Origin of the sequence: Kitasatospora sp. NPDC004745 (genome assembly GCF_042873275.1) — a bacterium.
In the GTDB taxonomy this organism is placed as follows: domain Bacteria; phylum Actinomycetota; class Actinomycetes; order Streptomycetales; family Streptomycetaceae; genus Kitasatospora.
In genome coordinates this window covers 665,427-685,832 of record NZ_JBIALK010000001.1, presented here as the reverse complement: position 1 = coordinate 685,832, position 20,406 = coordinate 665,427, and the positions used below count along the sequence as shown (strand labels likewise).

The window sequence follows — 20,406 nt, the reverse complement described above, 5'->3', positions numbered from 1 at the left end:
CAGGTAGGCTGCCCCGGCCGCGTGCTTTCCGGCCCGTCGGCGCGCACACGACCAGACGTCCGCCCCCGCCGAACGACGAGGAGCCCCCGGTGCCCGAGCTGCCACCCCCGATCACCGTCGTCGGGATCGGGGCCGACGGCTGGCCCGGCCTCGCCACCGCCTCCCGGGCCGCACTCGCGGCGGCCGAGGTGATCGTCGGCGGCCCCCGCCAGCTCGACCTCCTCCCCCCGGACGAGGTCACCGCCCGGCGCGTCCCCTGGCCGTCCCCGCTGCGCCCCGCCGTACCCGGCCTGCTCGCGGACCACGCCGACCGCCGGGTGGCCGTCCTGGCCAGCGGCGACCCGATGTTCTACGGCATCGGCCGCACCCTCGCCGAGACGGTCGGCGCCGACCGGCTGCGCATCCTGCCGCACCCCTCCTCCGTCTCCTACGCCTGCGCCCGGCTCGGCTGGCCGCTGGAGTCCACCGAGGTGGTCAGCCTGGTCGGGCGCCCCCTGGAAACCCTCTCCCTCGCCCTGCACCCGGGACGCCGCCTGCTGGTGCTCAGCGCCGACGCCGCGACCCCGGCCGCCGTCGCCGCCCTGCTCACCGCCCGCGGCCACGGCAGCGCCCGGCTGCACGTCCTCGAACAGCTGGGCGGCGCAGCCGAGCGCCGCCTCGACGGCCCCGCGGACGGCTGGCCGCACCCGCCCGGCGATCCGCTGAACGTCATCGCGGTCGAGCTCGGCGACGGACCCCGCGGCTCGCTCGTCCCCGGACTGCCCGACGCGGCGTACGAGAGCGACGGCCAGCTCACCAAGCGGCACGTCCGCGCAGCCACCCTCGCCACGCTCGCCCCCACCCCCGGTGAACTGCTGTGGGACGTCGGCGGCGGCTCCGGCTCGATCGCCGTCGAGTGGCTGCGCGCCCACCGCGACTGCCAGGCGATCAGCATCGAGCGCGACCCGGTGCGGGCTGAGCGGATCAGCCGCAACGCCGGCACGCTGGGCGTCCCCCGACTGCGCGTGGTGACCGGCCCGGCCCCGGCCGCCCTCGCCGGACTCCCCACCCCCGACGCCGTGTTCATCGGCGGCGGGCTCACCGCCCCCGGCCTGCTGGACAGTTGCTGGGCGGCGCTGCGCCCGGGCGGCCGACTGGTCGCCAACACCGTGACCCTGGAGTCCGAGGCGCTGCTCACCGACCGGTACCGGCGCCACGGCGGCGAACTGCTGCGGCTCGCCGTCGCGCACGCCGTCCCGGTGGGTGGCTTCACCGGGTGGCGGCAGGCCATGCCGGTCACCCAGTGGTCCGCCGTCAAGCCCAACACCCCCCAGGAGGAAGCCTCGTGACCGTCTACTTCATCGGAGCCGGCCCGGGCGCCGCCGACCTGATCACCCTGCGCGGGCAGCGCCTGCTGGCCCGCGCCGAGGTCTGCCTCTACGCCGGCAGCCTGGTCCCGCGCGAGCTGCTCGACGAGTGCCCGCCGGGCGCCCGCCTGATCGACACCGCACAGCTCAACCTGGACCAGATCGTCGCCGAGCTGGTCCGCGCGCACCGGGCCGGACAGGACGTGGCCCGCCTCCACTCCGGCGACCCGTCCGTCTTCTCCGCCGTCGCCGAACAGATGCGGCGCCTCGACGCGGAGGGCGTGCCGTACGAGGTGGTCCCCGGGGTGCCCGCATTCGCCGCCGCGGCCGCCGCGCTGAAGCGGGAACTCACCGTGCCCACCGTCGGCCAGACCGTCATCCTCACCCGGATCTCCAAGCGGGCCACCCCGATGCCCGAGGGCGAGGACCTGGCCACCCTCGGCCGCAGCGGCGCCCTGCTGGTGCTGCACCTGGCAGCCGGCTACGTGGACGACGTCGTCGAGCAGTTGCTCCCGCACTACGGCGCCGACTGCCCGACCGCCGTCGTCGCGATGGCCAGCCGGCCGGACGAGCTGGTGCTGCGCGGCACCCTCGCCGACATCGCGGAGCAGGTCAAGGCCGCGGGCGTGGTCCGCACCGCGGTGATCATCGTCGGACGGACCCTGGCCGCCGAGCAGTTCCGCGACAGCCACCTCTACTCGGCGGACCGCGAGCGCCCGCACGAGCCCTGCGGGGCCTGATGCGACACGTCCTGGTCCTCGGCGGCACCACGGAGGGCCGGGCCCTGGCGGCCGCGCTGGCCGAGCTGCCGTCCCTGCGGGTGACCAGTTCGCTGGCCGGCCGCGTCGCCGAACCCCGGCTGCCCGCCGGGGAGGTGAGGATCGGCGGGTTCGGCGGTCCGGACGGCCTGGCCGCCTGGCTGCGCACCGAGCGGGTCGCCGCGGTCGTCGACGCCACCCACCCCTTCGCCGCCGGGATGTCCCGCAACGCGGCCCTCGCGGCCGCCGCCACCGACGTACCGCTGCTGGTCCTGCGGCGGCCCGGCTGGGCCACCGTCGACGGGGACCGCTGGCACCGCGTCCCGTCGCTGGCCGCGGCGGCCGAGCTGCTGCCGGCGCTCGGGCGGCGGGTCTTCCTCACCACCGGGCGGCAGGGCATCGGCACCTTCGCCCACCTCGACGGCCTGCACTTCCTGGCCCGCTCGGTCGACCCGCCCGAGCCGCCGCTGCCGACCGCGCTCGAAGTCCTCCTGGACCGGGGCCCGTTCACCCTCGACGGCGAACGGGCGCTGCTACGCGGGCACCGGATCGACGTCCTGGTCACCAAGGACAGCGGTGGCGCCGCCACCGCCCCCAAGCTCACCGCGGCCCGCGAACTCGGCCTGCCGGTGGTCGTGGTGGAACGCCCACCGCTGCCCGCCGGCGTCCCCGCCGCCCCGGACGTCCCGACCGCGACGCACTGGCTGCAGCAGCTCCCCTAGGCTGGCCCCACCGCACCCGGCACCCACCGCGGACGCCGTCCCGAACCCGGCCGGCCCGGCAACCGAGCGTTGGAGCAGACATGCGCACCCGGCAGAAGGATCGCGAGACCCCCGGGCCGCCCGAGCCTTGGAACGAGATCGTCCCTGGGCTGTGGATGGGCGGCCACTACTACACCCCGCCCGGCGGTGGCCCCGAACTCGCGCTGGTCCACGACGAGTTCGACCTGGTGGTCAGCCTGTTCACGCTTCCCGGGCACGGCCCGGCGCCCTGGGTGGAGCACGTCGTCCGGGAGGTGCCGGACGCGCCGCTGTCCGCCGGCCAGCTCGCGGCTGTCCGGGAGGCAGCCGAGATCGCCACCGAGGCGGTCCGTCGGGGGCGGCGGACGCTGGTGCGCTGCCACTCCGGCTACAACCGATCGGGCCTGGTGGTGGCACAGACACTGGTCGGGCTCGGGCACGACCCCGACGAGGCGGTTCGGGTGGTGCGGGGGCGGCGGTCGGGGTGGGCGCTGAACAACGCGGTGTTCGTCGAGTACCTGGGCACCGGGCTGGACGTGGCGATGCTGCTGGCCGGCCTCGAGGGGTGAGGCCGACCGGCAGCGGTGATGTGACGATCCGTCAGATGTCGCGGAAGGTCTCGATCTGGGCGCCGATGGAGTTGAGGCGCTCGGCGAGGTCCTCGTAGCCGCGGTTGATGACGTACACGTTGCGCAGGACGGAGGTGCCCTGGGCGGCGAGCATGGCGAGGAGGATGACCACGGCCGGGCGCAGGGCCGGCGGGCACATCATCTCGGCGGCGCGCCAGCGGGTGGGGCCCTGGACCAGGACCCGGTGCGGGTCGAGGAGCTTGACGTCCGCGCCGAGGCGGGTCAGCTCGGTCAGGTAGATCGCGCGGTTGTCGTACACCCAGTCGTGGATCATCGTGGTGCCGTGGGCGGCCGCGGCGATGGCGGCGAAGAACGGCACGTTGTCGATGTTGATGCCGGGGAACGGCATCGGGTGGATGGTGTCGATCGGCGCGGTCAGCTTGGACGGGCGCACGGTGAGGTCGACCAGACGGGTGTGACCGTTGTGGGCCCGGTACTCGGCGGTGCGGTCGTAGTCGAGGCCCATGCCCTCCAGCACCGCGAGTTCGATCTCCAGGAACTCGATCGGCACCCGGCGGATCGTCAGCTCGGAGGAGGTGACGACGGCGGCGGCGAGCAGGCTCATCGCCTCCACCGGGTCCTCGGCCGGGGTGTAGTCGACGTCGCAGGTGATCTCCGGGACGCCGTGGACGGTGAGCGTGGTGGTGCCGACGCCCTCGATCCGCACGCCCAGCTTCTCCAGGAAGAAGCAGAGGTCCTGGACCATGTAGTTGGGCGAGGCGTTGCGGATGACGCTGACGCCGTCGTGCCGGGCGGCGGCCAGCAGGGCGTTCTCGGTGACGGTGTCCCCGCGCTCGGTCAGCACGATCGGGCGGTCCAGCGGGACGCCGGGCTCGACCGAGGCGTGGTAGGCGCCGCCGGTGGTGGCGACCTCCAGGCCGAAGCGGCGCAGCGCGGTCAGGTGCGGCTCGACGGTGCGGGTGCCGAGGTCGCAGCCGCCCGCGTAGGGGATGGCGAAGCGGCTGGCGCGGTGCATCAGCGGGCCGAGGAACATCAGCACGCTGCGGGTGCGGCGGGCCGCCTCGACGTCCATCGCGGCGAGGTCGAGCTCGGCGGGCGGGGTGAGCTCGAGGTCGCGGCCCTCGTTGATCCAGCGGCTCTTGACGCCGATGCTGGTGAGCACCTCGAGGATGCGGTAGACCTCTTCGATCCGGGCGACGCTGCGCAGGGTGGTGCGGCCGGTCGTCAGCAGCGAGGCGCACAGGATCGCGACGCAGGCGTTCTTGCTGCTGCGGACGTCGATGGCGCCGGAGAGGCGGGTGCCGCCGGCGACCCGCAGGTGCATCGGGCCGGAGTAGCCGAGGGAGACGATCTCGCTGTCGAGGGCTTCGCCGATGCGGGCGATCATCTCAAGGCTGACGTTCTGCTTGCCCTGCTCGATGCGGTTGACGGCGCTCTGGCTGGTGCCGAGGGCTTCGCCGAGCTGCGCCTGGGACCAGCCGCGGTGCTGACGCGCGGTGCGGATGAGGGTGCCGATGCGGGTGAGGTAGTCGCCTGTCACTCGCCAGACCATATCTCATGGTTGAGATGGCACCAGCGCCAGGGCAGGGAGCGACGCTCCTTTTGTCCATTTCTTTCCTCGTATGGACGTCAGATCTTCACATCACCAGGTGATGTTGTCGCATCTCTGTGACAGTGTCACGGGCCGAGCGGCTCCGCCCGGCCGACGATGGTGCCGGCCCGGTCGATGCAGATGACGTCCACCGCCACCGGCGAGCCGACCAGCACGCCGAGCGCCGTCGCCCGCGCCGCCTCGGCGACCAGGTCGCCGAGCGGCACGCCCGCCGCCCGGCACAACTGCACCGCCTCCAGGCCCGTGTTGGCCGCCGCCACCGCCCCGGCCAGCTCCTCGTCCGCCCCACCGCGCCGGGCCAGGTCGGCCAGGTAGCCCTTGTCGACCTGGGAGCGCGCCGAGTGCAGGTCGAGGTGGCCCGCCGCCAGCTTGGACAGCTTGGCGAAGCCCCCCGCGATGGTCAGCCTGGGCACCGGGTGGCGCTTGAGGTACTTGAGGACGGCGCCGGCGAAGTCGCCCATGTCGAGCAGGGCGTCCTCCGGCAGCCCGTGCACGGCGACCGCGACCTTCTCGGAGGTCGAGCCGGTGCACCCGGCCACGTGGGTGCGCCCCGCCGCCCGGGCGACGTCCACGCCACGGCGGATCGAGTCGATCCACGCGGAGCAGGAGTAGGGGACGACGATGCCGGTGGTGCCGAGGATGGACAGGCCGCCGAGGATGCCGAGCCGGGGGTTCCAGGTGGAGCGGGCGATCTCCTCGCCGTGGTCCACCGAGATCTCCACCACGACGTCCCCGCTGCCGCCGTGCTCGGCGGCGACCTCCGCCACGGCGTCGCGGATCATCTGCCGGGGCACCGGGTTGATCGCGGGCTCGCCGACGGGCAGCGGCAGACCGGCCTTGGTGACGGTGCCGACGCCGGGGCCAGCCCGGAACACCACTCCGGCACCGGGCTCGCCGGGGCGGACCGTCGAACGGATCAGCGCGCCGTGGGTGACGTCGGGGTCGTCCCCCGCGTCCTTGACCACCCCGGCCATGGCGCCGACGGTCGAGCGAGCCGCCGCCGGGGGCCGGGGCGGCGCGCCGACCGCCCGGGAGCCCGTCGCCGGCTCGGTCAGCAGCGACTCGGCCGCCAGGGCGAAGGCGGGCTGCTGGCCCTTGGGGAGGGTGATGACGACCGGGTCGGGGAACTCGCCGGTGAGCAGCGCGGTGTAGGCGGCCTTGGTCGCGGCGGTGGCGCAGGCCCCCGTCGTCCAGCCGTGGCGCAGACCGCTGCTCTTCAGCTGGCCGGCCCGTCCGCCCGCCCCGGCGCCGGATCCGGCCCCCGATCCGGCTCCGTTTCCCGGTCCGGACCCGCTACCGGCTCCCGTTGTGGCCACCTGCGTCTCGCTTCCGGCTGGGTCGACGTGCGGCCGCACCGGCCGTCGGTGCCGATTTTCCCCCATTCGCCTGGTCACGCCCCGACCGGGGCCGGGGGGCGGTGTCCGCGGCGCCTCCGCCCGGCCGGCGGGGCGGGCGGGCACCGGGAGGCGGCAGGCGGGTCACTGGGCGCCGGACGGTGGGTCGCGGGCGCCCGGCGACGGGAGGGCCGGGGCGGGTCCGGGCGGGTTGCGGGGGCGCCGGGGAGGAACACCGCCGCGCGTTCCCGAAGAGTTCGCCGCACGGCCCTCGCCCCCCGCCCCTACCAGTGAGTAATCTGGCGGTCCGCCAGAGGCGGGTTCATGACACGGGGGCCGACGGCCGGAAGTCCGGCCGGGCCATCAGAATGTGGGGGTTTTTGTGGCAGGGATGAATCGGCGTACGTTCCTCACCGGTACGTCGGTGGCCGCCGCCTGGACGGCCTTGTCGCTGGGCGGCGCACAGTTCGCCTCGGCGGCTGAGCGGGAGCGCGCACTGGCGACCACCGCCGCGCGGGCCGTCAAGGTCACCGGGACCACGCTCGACCAGGTGGCCACGCCGAGCGGCACCGGCGCGTACAAGAGACTGACGGCGGGCCCGGGCTGGCCCCTGATGGTGCGCGGCGACCTGGCGGCGCCGGGCGGCGGGCGCGACGACCGCCGGACCGGCCTGGCCAGCTTCGTCCAGTTCAGCGACCTGCACCTGGTGGACACCGAGTCCCCGTTCCGCTTCGAGTACCTGGCCCGCTGGAACGGCAGCGCGTACCGGCCCCAGGAGACCCTCAACGCCCGCGGCGTCTCCGCGCTCGTCGAGCGGGTCAACGCGCTCGACGGTGGCCCCTACACCGGGATGCCGTTCAGCATGGTGATGGCCACCGGCGACAACACCGACAACCACGAGCACGCCGAACTCGACTGGTACCTCACCGTCATGGGCGGCGGACGGATGGCCCAGAGCACCGGTGACCCCAACCGCTACGAGGGCGTGCAGAACTCCGGCAACGCGGCCTACTGGAACCCCGAACTCGCCTACAGCGACGGCTACAAGACGAAGGGGTTCCCGCAGATACCCGGCTTCCTCGACGCCGCCGGACGCCCCTTCGACGCGCCGGGCCTGCGGACGCCCTGGTACACGACGGTGGGCAACCACGACGACAGCCTCGAGGGCACGCTGCCCGACCTCGGACTGCTGAACGACGTCTACACCGGCCAGTACAAGCTGGAGGGCTGCAACGACGCCGACGCCGCCCAGCTGATGGACTCGCTGCGGCGCGACCCGGCGGGTGCCGCGCTGCTGCTCGCCAAGCTGATCGCGAGCGGCGACGCCGTGCGCCGGATCACCCCGGACGAGCGCCGGCGGCCGTTCACGCTCAAGGAGTTCGCCAAGGCCCACCTGGACCCGGCGCGCACCGGCGCCGGCCCGTACGGCCACGGCTTCACCTCGGACATGGTGGGCAGCGGCAAGCTCTACTACACCTTCCGGATCTCCGAGAAGGTGGTCGGCATCAGCCTGGACACCACCAACCAGGCCGGGTTCGCCGACGGCTCCCTCGGCACTGCGCAACTGCGCTGGCTGGAGCAGCAGTTGAAGGCGCACAGCGGTCACTGGTACGACGCCGACGGCCGCCGGGTGGCGGGCGGCAGCACGGACGACGTGATCCTGCTCTTCAGCCACCACACCAGCACCACCATGGGCAACCTGCTGCCCGACCCGCGCAACATCTTCGAGCGGCGGCACGACGGCAACGAGCTGGTGGCGCTGATCCAGCGCTACCCGAACGTGGTCGCGTGGGTGAACGGGCACACCCACATGAACAAGATCACTCCGCATGGCCACGCCGTGCCGGAGCGGGCGTTCTGGGAGATCAACACCGCCTCGCACATCGACTACCCGCAGCACGGCCGCATCATCGAGATCGCGGACAACGGGGACGGCACGCTCTCGCTGTTCACGACGCTGATCGAGTCGTCCGCACCGTACGGGACGGACTTCGGCAGCACCTCGGACGGCAACCTCGCCGCCCTGTACCGCGAGCTGTCCTACAACGACCCGAACGGGCGGGTCACCTCGCTGCTGGGCTCGGGCGAGGACCACAACACCGAGCTGCTGATCACCAAGCCGACCCGGTGACGACCGTCGGCGGGCGGCCGGCCGGACAGCCGAGGCCGCCCGCCGACTGCCGACGTCTGACCGGTCCGGTGACCGGTGACGGAAGACGGCGAACAGATGACAGCTGACAGATTTCATCATCTGTCAGCTGTCATCTGTCATTCGTTCGCCGTCACCCCTCCACGGCGTCCGCGGCGTCCGCACCCTCCGAGACCTCCGGATAGCGCCGGGGCGTCCAGACGACCTCCACACCGCCGCCCCGCTCGACCGCCCGGGTCTGCGAGGAGCCGATCAGCAGGATGGTCCGCATGTCGACCAGGGCCGGGTCCAGCTCGCCGAGCCGGACGATCCGGACCCGCTCCGTCGGGCCGCCGACGTCGCGCGCCATCACCACCGGCGTCCCCGGCTCGCGGTACTCCAGCAGCACGTCCCGGGCGAGGCCGACCTGCGTGGTCCGCGACTTCGAGCCCGGGTTGTAGAGCGCGAGCACCAGGTCCGCCGCCGCGGCGGCGCGCAGCCGGTCGGCCACCACCCCCCAGGGCTTGAGCCGGTCCGACAGCGAGACGACCGCGTAGTCGTGCCCGAGCGGGGCGCCCGCCCGGGAGGCCGCCGCGTGGGCCGCGGTCATACCGGGGACGATGCGCACCGGGACGTCCCGGTAGGCCTCCTCGCAGGCGACCTCGAGCACGGCGGTGGCCATCGCGAACACCCCCGGGTCACCCGAGGAGACCACCGCGACCCGGTGCCCGCGCCGGGCCAGTTCGAGGGCGTACTCGGCGCGCTCGGACTCCACCTTGTTGTCCGAGCCGTGCCGCCGCTGCCCCGGGCGCTCGGGCACCCGGTCCAGGTAGGTGGTGTAGCCGACCAGGTCGGTGGCCTCGGCGAGGGCGCCGCGCGCCTCGGGGGTGAGCCAGAGCGGTCCGGCCGGCCCGGTGCCGATGACGGTCACCGCGCCCGGGCCGTCCGCCCGCCGGGCCTCCGGCTCGAGCGGCTCGGGCGTCGCGGACGTCCCGAGCGGCGCGACCTTGCTGGGCAGCACGGCCACCGAGAAGTACGGGACGGTCTCGCCCTCGACCTCGGCCAGCGGCGCGATGCGCTCCCCCTCCATGAAGGCGCGCTCGACGTACTGGGCGTCCGCCAGTCGCCCGGCCCGCTCCAGCGCACGGCGGACGGCGGGGAAGGTGCGGCCCAGCTTCATGATCACTGCGGAGTCGGCGGCGGCGATCCGGGCCGTCAGCTCCTCCTCGGGCAGGGTCCCGGGGATGACGGTGAGCGTCTCCTCGGCCTCGGTGAGGGGCTGCCCGAGGCGGGCGGCCGCGGCGCTGACGGAGGTGACGCCGGGCACCACCTCGGTCGGGTAGCGGTGCGCGAGGCGCTTGTGCATGTGCTGGTAGGAGCCGTAGAACAGCGGGTCGCCCTCGGCGAGGACGACGACGTCGCGTCCGGCGTCGAGGTGGGCGGCCAGCCGCGCGGCGGCCTCCTCGTAGAAGTCGTCCAGCGCGCCCCGGTAGCCGCCGGGGTGGTCGGTGGTCTCGACCGTGATCGGGTAGACCAGCTTCTCCTCGATCTGACCACCCGTCAGGTACCGCTCGGCGATGGAGCGGGCGATGGAGCGGCCGTGCCGAGCGCTGTGGTAGGCCACCACGTCGGCCTTGCCGATGAGTTCGGCGGCGCGGACGGTGACCAGCGACGGGTCCCCCGGGCCGAGCCCGACGCCGTAGAGCCGCCCGCTGCCGGTGGTCTGACGATCCGTCACTCTTCCTCGCTCGCAATCGCGTTGATGGCGGCGGCGGCCATCGCGCTGCCGCCGCGCCGGCCGCGCACCACCAGGTGCTCCAGCCCGGACGGGTGCTCGGCCAGGGCCTGCTTGGACTCTGCCGCGCCGATGAAGCCGACCGGGACGCCGATCACCGCGGCCGGGCGGGGGGCGCCCGCCTCGATCATCTCCAGCAGCCGGAAGAGCGAGGTCGGCGCGTTGCCGACGGCCACCACCGCGCCCTCCAGCCGGGGCAGCCACAGCTCCATGGCGGCGGCGCTGCGGGTGTTGCCCGTCTTCCGGGCGAGTTCGGGCACCGAGGGGTCGGTGAGGGTGCAGACCACCTCGTTGTCGGCGGGCAGGCGCTTGCGCGTGACGCCGCTGGCGACCATGTTGACGTCGCACAGGATCGGCGCCCCGGCGTTCAGCGCGGCGCGCGCGGAGGCGACCACGCCGGGCGAGTACGCCAGGTCCTCGACCAGGTCGACCATGCCGCAGGCGTGGATCATCCGCACCGCGACCCGGGAGACGTCCGCCGGGAGGGCGGCCAGATCGGCCTCCGCGCGGATGGTGGCAAAGGACTGGCGGTAGATGGACGCGCCGTCCTTCTCGTACTCGATCACTTCGTGGTCCTCCTGGCCTCGGCGACCGCCTCGGCCATCTCCTCGTTCGTCACGTCCACGGCCGCCCCGGCGGCTGCCGGACCGTTCACCGTCACCCGGTAGCCCTGCCCGGTGGCGAGCACGTCCACCCACCGCCCGGCCGGATGGCCGCAGCGCCGTGCACACCCCGACCAGTGCACCGGAAGCACCGGAAGTCCTGCGTCGGCACCCTCGGCACCGTCGGCACCGTCGGCACCGTCGGCCGCGTCCAGCGCCCGGGCCGCCTCGGCCCGGACGTCGGCGAGCGACCTGGCGCAGCCCGGCAGCCCGGTGCAGGCGGTGGCCCGCTCCCAGGCCGAGCCGGGCGCGGTCCTGAACCCGGCCGAGGCCAGGGCGGACAGCCGGTCGGCGGACGCACCCGGCAGCACCGCGCCGCGCCAGGGGGTCAGCCGGACCTCCCCGGCGCAGGCGGCGGCGAGCGCGCGCCACTGGGCGGCGCCCGCCCGGCCGAAGCGCATCCCCACGGACAGCCCGCCGGGCAGCGCGCCCACGGCGGGCGGAGTCCCGGGGAGGGCGGGCAGCGTCACCGTGCCGGCCGGGAGCAGGTCGGGCGCCTCGCGCAGGTGCCAGGCCCGGCGCCCGTTCGCCCGCAGCGCGTCCAGGAAGGCGCGGGCCGCGTCCAGCACGGCCGCCACCTCCTGCCCCCGCGGTACCGGGTGTCCGTGGTCGGCGCGTCCGAGGCGCAGCAGTGCCGGCGCAGCCGAGGCCGGGCCCGCGCCGCCGGCGGTGCCGGGCCCGCCTGCGATCAATGTCACATCGGCGTCGAGCGCGGCGACGTCGCCCCGCCCGTCGTCCAGCGCGAAGAGGAACTTGCCGGAGAGCCCGGCCGCCCAGTCGCTCGCGCACAGCCGCGCGTCCAGCTCCCGCACCCAGGCCTGCACGTCGGCGCCGGGGGCGGTGCCCGGGGCGGTGCCGACGCCGGTGCCGGTGCCGTCCGCGGCGGGGCCGGTGAGCCCGGCAAGCGGCGAGGCGACGATGTTGCGCACCCGCTCGTGGGTGTCCGAGGGCAGCAGTCCGACCGCGCGCAGCCGGTCGGCGAGCTCCGCCCCGCAGTGCGAAGCGAGGCCGCGGAGTTGGACGTTGCCGCGGGAGGTGGTCTCCAGTTCGCCGTCGCCGAGCGCCTCGGCCGCCTCGGCCAGCGCCAGCACCTGACGATCCGTCAGCAGGCCCCCGGGCAGACGGACCCGGGCCAGGGCGCCGTCGTCGGCCTGGTGCAGACGAAGGGCCCCTGGGCAGGCGTCCGCGCGCCCCCGGTCGGGCACCGCGGCGCCCGGCGCGGTGGCGTCGGGTGTCGGTGGCATGGCCGCGAGCATACAGATGATCCGATCGCTTGCCTCCGTCCGTTGCATCACACCCCGGCCGCTCCGGACGGCCGCCGCCGATCGCCCCTCCCCCAGGTCAGCCGCACCCCGTACGATGCTCGCGGGCGGTCCCAGCGGGCCGTCCGAACGCCAGCGACGGCGCAGGGGAGGAAACCGGTGCAAGCCCGGTGCGGTCCCGCCACTGTGACCGCGGTTCACCGGGACACCGGGCCGCCGCGGGAGCCAGGAACTCCTGCCGTCCTCCACCGGCCCGGGGCGCGGACCCCGAGGAAGGCAGAAATGCACCAGCGCTGTCGCATGCCCGCGCACGCGTCGGCAGGCGGTCCACGCCCGCACGCGTCCCCGGGCGGCCTCCGTCGACCCGGCCCGCGGCCGGCCCCCGGGCACCCGCACCCGCACCCGCGGTCGACGCCCGCCGCCGACCCGCCCGCCGGGCGGTGCCCCCGCACTCCGGTACCCGCCACGGCACCCGCCGCCCGTCACCCCGGGCGCGCCCACCGGGCCGGCCCGGCCCACCGCACCCTCCGTGACGGCCGCGCCCGTCACGTCAGCCACGCCTGTCACTCGTCACTTTCAACGCCGGCGCGCCCTTCGGCTCGGGGCGGCTCCGAGGCCGGGAGGGCCTTCGCATGATCCTGCTGCTGTCGACCTCCGACACCGACCTGCTCAGCGCCCGCGCCAGCGAGGGCCCCGTTCCGTTCCGGCTCGGCAACCCGGCCCGGCTCACCCCCGAGGAGCTGCCCGCCCTGCTGGAGGGCACCGACCTCGTGGTGGTCCGTCTGCTCGGCGGCCGCCGCGCCTGGCAGGAGGGCCTGGACTCGCTGCTCGCCGGCCCCCGCCCGGTCATCGTGCTGACCGGCGAACAGGCGCCCGACGCCCAGCTGATGGAGCTGTCCACCGTCCCGGCCGGCATCGCCGCCGAGGCGCACGCCTACCTCGCCCACGGCGGCGCCGGCAACCTGGCCGAGCTCGGCGCCTTCCTCTCCGACACCGTGCTGCTCACCGGCCACGGCTTCGCCCCGCCCGCCTCCGCGCCCGCCTGGGGCCCGCTGGAGCGCGAGGCCCGCGACGGCGACGGCCCGACCGTCGCCGTGCTCTACTACCGGGCCCACCACATGAGCGGCAACACCGCCTTCGTCGAGACGCTCTGCCGGGCGATCGAGGACCGCGGCGCCCGGGCGCGCGCCTACTACTGCGCCTCGCTGCGCGGCGCCGAGCCCGAGCTGCTGGCCGCGCTCGGCGAGGCCGACGCGATCGTCACCACCGTGCTCGCCGCCGGCGGCACCCGCCCGGCCGACGCCCAGGCCGGCGGCGACGAGGAGGCCTGGGACGCCGGAGCGCTCGCCGCGCTGGACCGCCCGATCCTGCAGGCGCTCTGCCTGACCTGGTCGCGCGCCCAGTGGGAGGCCAGCGACGACGGCCTCTCCCCGCTGGACACCGCCACCCAGATCGCGGTGCCGGAGTTCGACGGCCGCCTGATCAGCGTCCCCTTCTCCTTCAAGGAGCTGGACGAGGACGGCCTGACCGTCTACGCCGCCGACCCGGAGCGCGCCGCCCGGGTGGCCGGCACCGCCGTCCGGCACGCCGCGCTGCGGCACGTCCCGGCGGCCGAGCGCCGCCTGGCGCTGGTGCTGTCCGCGTACCCGACCAAGCACGCCCGGGTCGGCAACGCCGTCGGCCTGGACACCCCGGCCAGCGCCGTGCGACTGCTGCACCGGCTGCGCGAGGAGGGCATGGACCTCGGGAACGAGCTGCCCGGCCTGGACGACGGCGCCGAGGAGGGGCACGAGGGCGACGCGATCATCCACGCCCTGATCGCGGCCGGCGGCTACGACCAGGACTGGCTCACCGAGGACCAGCTGGCCCGCAACCCGGTGCGCATCCCGGCCGCCGACTACCGCCGCTGGTACGCCACGCTGCCGCAGGCGCTTCGCGAGCAGGTCGAGGAGCACTGGGGCCCCGCCCCCGGCGAGCTGTACGTCGACCGCTCGCAGAACCCGGACGGCGACATCGTGCTGGCCGCGATCCGCTCCGGGAACCTGCTGGTGCTCATCCAGCCGCCGCGCGGCTTCGGCGAGAACCCGGTCGCCATCTACCACGACCCGGACCTGCCGCCGAGCCACCACTACCTGGCCGCCTACCGCTGGATCGAGGCCGCCCAGGCCGACGGCGGCTTCGGCGCGCACGCCGTCATCCACCTCGGCAAGCACGGCAACCTGGAGTGGCTGCCCGGCAAGACCGCCGCGCTGTCCGCCGAGTGCGGCCCGGACGCCGTCCTCGGCGACCTGCCGCTGATCTACCCGTTCCTGGTCAACGACCCGGGCGAGGGCACCCAGGCCAAGCGCCGGGCCCACGCCACCCTCGTCGACCACCTGGTGCCGCCGATGGCCCGCGCCGACTCCTACGGCGACATCGCCCGGCTGGAGCAGCTGCTCGACGAGCACTCCAACATCGCCGCCATGGACCCGGCCAAGCTGCCCACGATCCGCGCCCAGATCTGGACGCTCATCCAGGCCGCCAAGCTGGACCACGACCTCGGCCTGGACGAGCGCCCCGAGGACGACGGCTTCGACGACTTCCTGCTGCACGTCGACGGCTGGCTCTGCGAGATCAAGGACGCCCAGATCCGCGACGGCCTGCACGTCCTCGGCCAGGCGCCGGCCGGCACCGACCGGGTCAACATCGTGCTCGCCATCCTCCGCGCCCGCCAGATCTGGGGCGGTGTCAGCGCGCTGCCCGGTCTGCGCGAGGCGCTGGGCCTGGACGAGGCCGCGCTGACCCTCGGCGCCACCGACGCGGCCGAGGCCAAGGCCCGCGCGCTGGTCGAGGCGATGGAGGAGCAGGACTGGGCGGTCGAGGCGGTGGAGAAGGTCGCCGCCGGGCTGCCGGAGGCCGTCGGCGAGGTGCTGACCTTCGCCGCCACCCAGGTGGTGCCGCGCCTGGCCGCCACCACCGACGAACTGGACGCCGTGCTGCACGCGCTGCAGGGCGGCTTCGTCCCCGCCGGTCCGTCCGGCTCCCCGCTGCGCGGCCTGGTCAACGTGCTGCCGACCGGCCGCAACTTCTACTCCGTCGACCCCAAGGCCGTCCCCAGCAAGCTCGCCTGGGAGACCGGGCAGGCGCTCGCCGCCTCGCTGGTCGAGCGGTACACCGCCGACAACGACGGCGCCTACCCGCCCTCCGTCGGCCTCTCGCTCTGGGGTACCAGCGCGATGCGCACCGCCGGCGACGACATCGCCGAGGCCTTCGCCCTGCTCGGCGTCCGGCCGGTCTGGGACGACGCCTCGCGCCGGGTCACCGGTCTGGAGCCGATCTCCCTGGAGGAGCTGGGCCGCCCGCGCATCGACGTGACGCTGCGCATCTCCGGCTTCTTCCGCGACGCCTTCCCGCACGTCGTCGCCCTGCTGGACGACGCCGTGCGCCTGGCCGCCGCCCAGGAGGAGCCCGCGGAGCAGAACTTCGTGCGCGCCCACGTCCAGGCGGACGTGGCCGTGCACGGCGACGAGCGCAAGGCCACCGTCCGCGTGTTCGGCTCCCGCCCCGGCACCTACGGCGCCGGCCTGCTCCAGCTGATCGACAGCCGGGACTGGCGCACCGACGCCGACCTCGCCGAGGTGTACACGGTCTGGGGCGGCTACGCGTACGGGCGCGGCCTGGACGGCCGGCCCGCCCGCGAGGAGATGGAGACCGCCTACAAGCGGATCACCGTCGCCGCCAAGAACACCGACACCCGCGAGCACGACATCGCCGACTCGGACGACTACTTCCAGTACCACGGCGGCATGGTGGCCACCGTCCGGGCGCTCACCGGCAAGGCGCCGACCGCCTACATCGGCGACTCGACCCGCCCGGAGACGGTCCGCACCCGGACGCTGACCGAGGAGGCCGCCCGCGTCTTCCGCGCCCGCGTGGTCAACCCGCGCTGGATCGAGGCGATGCGCCGCCACGGGTACAAGGGCGCGTTCGAGATGGCCGCGACCGTGGACTACCTGTTCGGCTACGACGCCACCACCGGCGTGGTCGCGGACTGGATGTACGAGAAGCTCACCCAGGAGTACGTGCTCGACCCGGTCAACCGGGAGTTCCTGGCCGGCGCCAACCCGTGGGCGCTGCACGGGATCAGCGAGCGGCTGCTGGAGGCGGCGAGCCGCGGGCTGTGGGAGCAGCCGGACCCGGAGCTGATCGAGCAGCTGCAGGCCGCGTTCCTGGAGACGGAGGGGGACCTGGAGGGCGACGAGGGCTGAGTCGGCCGGGGCGGGGCGGGCGGCCACCGGACGGCGGACCTCCGGCGTCCTTCGGCGACCGTCCGCAGGCCGGCCGGCCTGCGGACGGTTGGCGGGCGGTTGGCGGACGGTTGGCGGACTTCCGACCGGCGTCGCGCCACCGGGCTTCCCCGCCACCGGACTTCGCACGGCAGGAGTCCGCGCCACCGGTGTCCCATTAGCCCGTTCGGGTGACAGGAATACTGGTGGCGCGCTCCGTCCGAGCGGACAATACGGGGCATGTCCCGCCGCCCCGCGCCCCCCAGCCCCGCCCCGCGCACGCCGCACCCCGGGCACAGCGCCCACCGGCACGCCCCGGAGCGGCCTCGCAGACCACACCGCTACCGCGCCCGGTTCGGCGCACTGGCCGCCGGGGCGGTGCCGGTCCTGGCGTTCCCCGCGCCCGGGCAGGCGTGGCTGGCGTGGATCGCGCTCGTCCCCGGGCTGCTGCTGATGCAACGGGCCCCCGACGGACGGGAGGCGGCGGTGCGCGGCTGGTGGTTCGGGGCCGGGTTCATCCTGACGGCCATGTACTGGCTGATCCCCTCCATCGGGCCGGGACTGCCGGTGCTGGCCGTGCTGGTCGGGGCGCTGCAGGGCGCCGTCGGCTACGCCGTGCACCGGCTGCTGCACCCGCCGTTGACCGCCCGTCGGGCGCTGCTCGCCCTCGTCGTCGTCCCCGCGGTGTGGGTGGCCACCGAGTACGCGCGGTCCTGGCACGCCCTCGGCGGGCCGTGGGCGCTGCTCGGCGCGACCCAGTGGCAGCACCCGGCGATCCTCGGACTGGCCTCGGCCGGCGGGATCTGGCTGGTCAGCGCCGCGGTGGCGGCCGTCAACACCGGGGTGCTGATCGTGCTGACCGCCGCGCAGTGGCGCCCGCGCGCGCTGGCGGCGCTGGCCACCGTCCTGGTGCTGGCCGCCGGACCGCTGCTGTTCGCGCTGCGCGACGCCCCCGCCCGGACCGGGGCCGTCACCGTGGCACTGATCCAGCCCGGCGTCGTAGAGGATCCGCAGGCCCGCTTCGAGGCCGGCGCCCGGGACACCGCGGCCCTCGGCGGCCACCCGGTGGACCTCGTCGTCTGGGGCGAGAGCAGCACCACCGCCGACCTCGACCGCGACCCGGCCGCCCTCGACCGGCTGCGCGGCCTCGCCGCCGCCACCGGCGCCCCGGTCATCGCCGGGGAGGACGCCCGCAAGGCGGACGGGCGGATCTCCAAGGACGCGGTGCTGGTCTCCCCGGCGGGTGTGGTGGACCGCTACCGCAAGATCCGGCTGGTGCCGTTCGGCGAGTACATCCCGCTGCGGCCGCTGCTCGGCTGGATCGCCGGGGTCAGTCGCGCGGCCGGCGAGAACCGGGCCCCCGGCACCGCCTTCCACCTGCTGCCCGCCACCGACCGGACGGGCGCCCCACTGCCGGTCGGCGCGCTGATCTGCTTCGAGTCCGCCTTCCCCGACATGGCCCGCACGGCCGCGCGGGACGGCGCCCGGATGCTCGTCTACCAGTCCTCGACCTCGACCTTCCAGGACACCTGGGCACCCGAGCAGCACGTCTCCCTCGCGGCGATCCGGGCCGCCGAGACCGGCCGGCCGGCCGTGCAGGCCTCGCTGACCGGCGTGTCGGCGGCCTTCGACGCCCAGGGGCGGGAACTCGCCCGGCTCGGCACCGACGGCACCGGTGCGCTGACCGTCCGGGTGCCGCTCACCGAGCCCGGGACGCTGACCTGGTACGACCGGGTCGGCGACGTGGTGCCGGCGGCAGCGCTGCTGGTCACGGCGGCGGCCGCGGTGGGCGTGTGGCGCTCCTCTCCCCGGCGGCGGCGCCGGTAGGCCCTGAGCCGCCGGTGAACCGGGCCGCCCCGGTGGGCGCCGGGCCGCCGGCGAGCCCGGCGCCGCCTGGGCGCCCGGCGCGCGGGGCGGTGCGCGGTACGGCCGCCCCGCGCGCCCGTCCGGGCCTAGGAGCCGAATCGACCCTAGGAGCCGAATCGGCCCTCGGGGCCGGCTCAGCCCTCGGTGCCGGCCAGGTAGACCCCGAACGCCGCGCCCTGCGGATCGCGCAGCACCGCGATCCGCGGGCCCTCCGGTACGGCGGTGGCGGGCATCAGCACGTCCGCGCCGAGGCCGCTCGCCCGGGTGACGGTGTTGTCGACGTCCGCGACCGAGAAGTACGGCAGCCAGTGCGGCGGCACCTCCGGCGGGAAGCGGTCGTCCATCACCAGCATGCCGCCGAAGTCCCCACCGTGCACGCCCCATTGGGTGTACTGGTCGGAGCGGCTCACGGACCAGCCGAACACCTCCGGGTAGAACGCCGCGGAGGTCACCGGATCGCGGGTGAGCAGCTCCACCCAGCCGAGCGCACCGGGCTCGTTGAGCACCCCGGCGCCCTGGAAGGCGCGGGCCTGCCAGAGCGAGAAGACCGCCCCGGACGGGTCCGCTGCCACCGCGAACCGGCCCAGGTCGAACACCTCGGCCGGCTCCATCAGGACCCGGCCGCCCGCGTCCTTGACCAGGGCGACGACGACGTCGGTGTCGGGCACGGCGAAGGACACCGTCCAGGCGGTGGGCTGGTCCGGCGTGAACAGCGGGGTGAGTCCGGCGGCCGGGGCGTCGCCGAGGAACATCTGGGTGTAGCCGCCGGCCTCGGGCCGGGGGTCGGTCTCGGCACGCCAGCCGAACAGCTCGCGGTAGAAGGCCTTGGCGGCGGCCGGGTCCGAGGTGCCCAGCTCGACCCAGCAGGGGCCGTCCATGGTCACTGAATTCTGCTTCATGGCCTCTACTCTCGACTCTCTCTGAACGTTCTTCGACGGGATCTGATGAATCGTCACGAATCTTGTGTTTCAAGCGATTTCAAGAACGACCTTGCCCCGGGCGTGCCCGGATTCGACGGCGGAGACCGCCTCGACCGCCCGGTCCAGCGGATAGCGGCCGGTGACGTGCGGGTCCAGCTCGCCGGCGGCGACCAGGGCGGCCAGATCGGCGAGGGTCTCCGGGGTGGTCGAGCGGGTGACGTAACGGCCGCCGAGCTCCGCGACGGTGACCGGGTCAGCCGTACTGACCAGCTCCACCCGGCCCTTGAGCGGGCCGGCGGCCTCCCGGAGGGCGACACCGCCGACCAGGTCCAGGACGCCGTCGACGCCGTCGGGCGCGGCAGCGGCGATCCGCTCGGCGACACCCTCGCCGTAGCGCACCTGGACCGCACCGAGGGACTCCACGTGCTGCCGGTTGGCGTCGCTCGCCGTGCCGATGACGGTCAGGCCGCGACTGCGGGCGATCTGGGCGGCCGCGCTGCCGACGCCACCGGCGATGCCGAGGATGAGCACCGTCCGGCCCGCCCCGAGGCCGAGGTCGCGCACGGCGTCGTCCGCCGTGGCCACCGAGACGGACAGTACGGCGGCCCGGTCGAAGCCGACGCCGCCGGGTTTGAGCGCGCTCGCGTCGGCGCGCAGCAGCGTCTGCTCGGCGAACGCGCCGGCGGCCGCGAGGCCGAACACCTCGTCGCCGGGGGTGAACCCGGTGACGCCCGGGCCGACCTGTTGCACCACCCCGGAGGCCTCCTGGCCCATGACGGCCGGAAGGGTCCGCTCCCGGCCGAGCAGGCCGCGGCGGATCTTCCAGTCCACCGGGTTCACGCCCGCGGCGCGGACCGCGATCGCCAGCTGTCCGGGGCCGGCCTCCAGGACCGGGCGCTCCATGAACTCCTGTGTCTCCGGCCCGCCGTAGTCGACGAAGCCGAACGCCTTGGCCATCGCTGATCCCATTCCTCGGTCGCGGCTCCTGCTCCCCCGGGGCCCCAGGCCAGCATGCGGGGGCGGGCGGGGCGGGGGCGGGCGCTGGTGGGCCGAACGGGGGCCGCGGGCGCGAGCCGGGGGCAGGGGCCGAGACGGCGAACAGATGACAGCAGACAGATAACAGATTTC

The 20,406-nt window shown here is 75.0% G+C and carries 14 protein-coding genes and 1 riboswitch; of the genes, 7 read left to right on the top strand and 7 right to left on the bottom strand.

Annotation, left to right across the window (positions count from 1 at the left end; genetic code table 11):
* The first annotated feature begins 89 nt into the window (after positions 1 to 89).
* The 4 genes from cbiE (at position 90) to ACFYUY_RS03025 (ending at position 3,413) form a co-directional block, all read left to right on the top strand.
* Positions 90 to 1,328 (top strand): precorrin-6y C5,15-methyltransferase (decarboxylating) subunit CbiE, encoded by a 1,239-nt coding sequence (gene cbiE / locus ACFYUY_RS03040; protein ID WP_387897359.1) that lies wholly within the window; start codon positions 90 to 92, stop codon positions 1,326 to 1,328.
* Positions 1,325 to 2,086 (top strand): precorrin-4 C(11)-methyltransferase, encoded by a 762-nt coding sequence (gene cobM, locus ACFYUY_RS03035; protein ID WP_387897357.1) that lies wholly within the window; start codon positions 1,325 to 1,327, stop codon positions 2,084 to 2,086. The genes cbiE and cobM overlap by 4 nt, the downstream gene beginning before the upstream one ends.
* A complete protein-coding gene (locus ACFYUY_RS03030; protein WP_387897354.1) occupies positions 2,086 to 2,826 on the top strand; it encodes a cobalt-precorrin-6A reductase in 741 nt (246 codons plus the stop codon). Before cobM ends, ACFYUY_RS03030 begins: the two co-directional genes overlap by 1 nt.
* Before the next feature lie 80 nt (positions 2,827 to 2,906).
* Positions 2,907 to 3,413, top strand: a complete 507-nt coding sequence (locus ACFYUY_RS03025; protein WP_387897351.1) for a protein phosphatase — start codon at positions 2,907 to 2,909, stop codon at positions 3,411 to 3,413.
* A gap of 31 nt (positions 3,414 to 3,444) precedes the next feature.
* Here the strand turns inward: ACFYUY_RS03025 and ACFYUY_RS03020 are convergent, their stop codons facing one another.
* The gene (locus tag ACFYUY_RS03020) at positions 3,445 to 4,974 is read right to left on the bottom strand and encodes a UDP-N-acetylglucosamine 1-carboxyvinyltransferase (RefSeq protein ID WP_360210670.1); all 1,530 of its coding nucleotides are present in this window, start codon (positions 4,972 to 4,974) and stop codon (positions 3,445 to 3,447) included.
* Between the two features lie 137 nt (positions 4,975 to 5,111).
* Positions 5,112 to 6,362, bottom strand: coding sequence for a cobalt-precorrin-5B (C(1))-methyltransferase (locus ACFYUY_RS03015; protein ID WP_387897347.1), 1,251 nt, complete (start codon positions 6,360 to 6,362; stop codon positions 5,112 to 5,114).
* A gap of 409 nt (positions 6,363 to 6,771) precedes the next feature.
* Here ACFYUY_RS03015 and ACFYUY_RS03010 point away from each other — a divergent pair, with 409 nt between their 5' ends.
* Entirely contained in the window at positions 6,772 to 8,511 is a 1,740-nt protein-coding gene (locus ACFYUY_RS03010) for a TIGR03767 family metallophosphoesterase (RefSeq protein ID WP_387897344.1), read from the top strand.
* A 151-nt stretch (positions 8,512 to 8,662) separates the two neighbouring features.
* Here ACFYUY_RS03010 and ACFYUY_RS03005 read toward each other — a convergent pair whose 3' ends face one another.
* From ACFYUY_RS03005 to ACFYUY_RS02995, 3 genes are read right to left on the bottom strand one after another with little or no spacing between them, the layout of a single operon-like run.
* The gene (locus ACFYUY_RS03005) at positions 8,663 to 10,246 is read right to left on the bottom strand and encodes a precorrin-2 C(20)-methyltransferase (RefSeq protein WP_387897342.1); all 1,584 of its coding nucleotides are present in this window, start codon (positions 10,244 to 10,246) and stop codon (positions 8,663 to 8,665) included.
* A complete protein-coding gene (locus ACFYUY_RS03000; RefSeq protein ID WP_387897340.1) occupies positions 10,243 to 10,869 on the bottom strand; it encodes a precorrin-8X methylmutase in 627 nt (208 codons plus the stop codon). Before ACFYUY_RS03000 ends, ACFYUY_RS03005 begins: the two co-directional genes overlap by 4 nt.
* Positions 10,866 to 12,209 carry a hypothetical protein gene (locus tag ACFYUY_RS02995; RefSeq protein ID WP_387897337.1) on the bottom strand — a complete coding sequence of 448 codons (1,344 nt, stop codon included), beginning with the start codon at positions 12,207 to 12,209 and terminating at the stop codon, positions 10,866 to 10,868. Before ACFYUY_RS02995 ends, ACFYUY_RS03000 begins: the two co-directional genes overlap by 4 nt.
* A gap of 167 nt (positions 12,210 to 12,376) precedes the next feature.
* Positions 12,377 to 12,462, top strand: a riboswitch (cobalamin riboswitch).
* A 397-nt stretch (positions 12,463 to 12,859) separates the two neighbouring features.
* On the opposite strand from ACFYUY_RS02995, the gene cobN reads away from it, so the two are divergent.
* Both cobN and lnt read left to right on the top strand, forming a co-directional pair.
* Entirely contained in the window at positions 12,860 to 16,474 is a 3,615-nt protein-coding gene (gene cobN, locus ACFYUY_RS02990; RefSeq protein WP_387897335.1) for a cobaltochelatase subunit CobN, read from the top strand.
* Between the two features lie 258 nt (positions 16,475 to 16,732).
* A complete protein-coding gene (lnt, locus tag ACFYUY_RS02985; RefSeq protein WP_387897333.1) occupies positions 16,733 to 18,319 on the top strand; it encodes an apolipoprotein N-acyltransferase in 1,587 nt (528 codons plus the stop codon).
* A gap of 173 nt (positions 18,320 to 18,492) precedes the next feature.
* Here lnt and ACFYUY_RS02980 read toward each other — a convergent pair whose 3' ends face one another.
* Positions 18,493 to 19,257, bottom strand: coding sequence for a VOC family protein (locus ACFYUY_RS02980; protein WP_387897330.1), 765 nt, complete (start codon positions 19,255 to 19,257; stop codon positions 18,493 to 18,495).
* A gap of 69 nt (positions 19,258 to 19,326) precedes the next feature.
* Positions 19,327 to 20,235: an NADP-dependent oxidoreductase gene (locus ACFYUY_RS02975; protein WP_360210652.1), complete on the bottom strand. Its 909-nt coding sequence runs from the start codon at positions 20,233 to 20,235 to the stop codon at positions 19,327 to 19,329.
* Positions 20,236 to 20,406 lie beyond the last annotated feature (171 nt).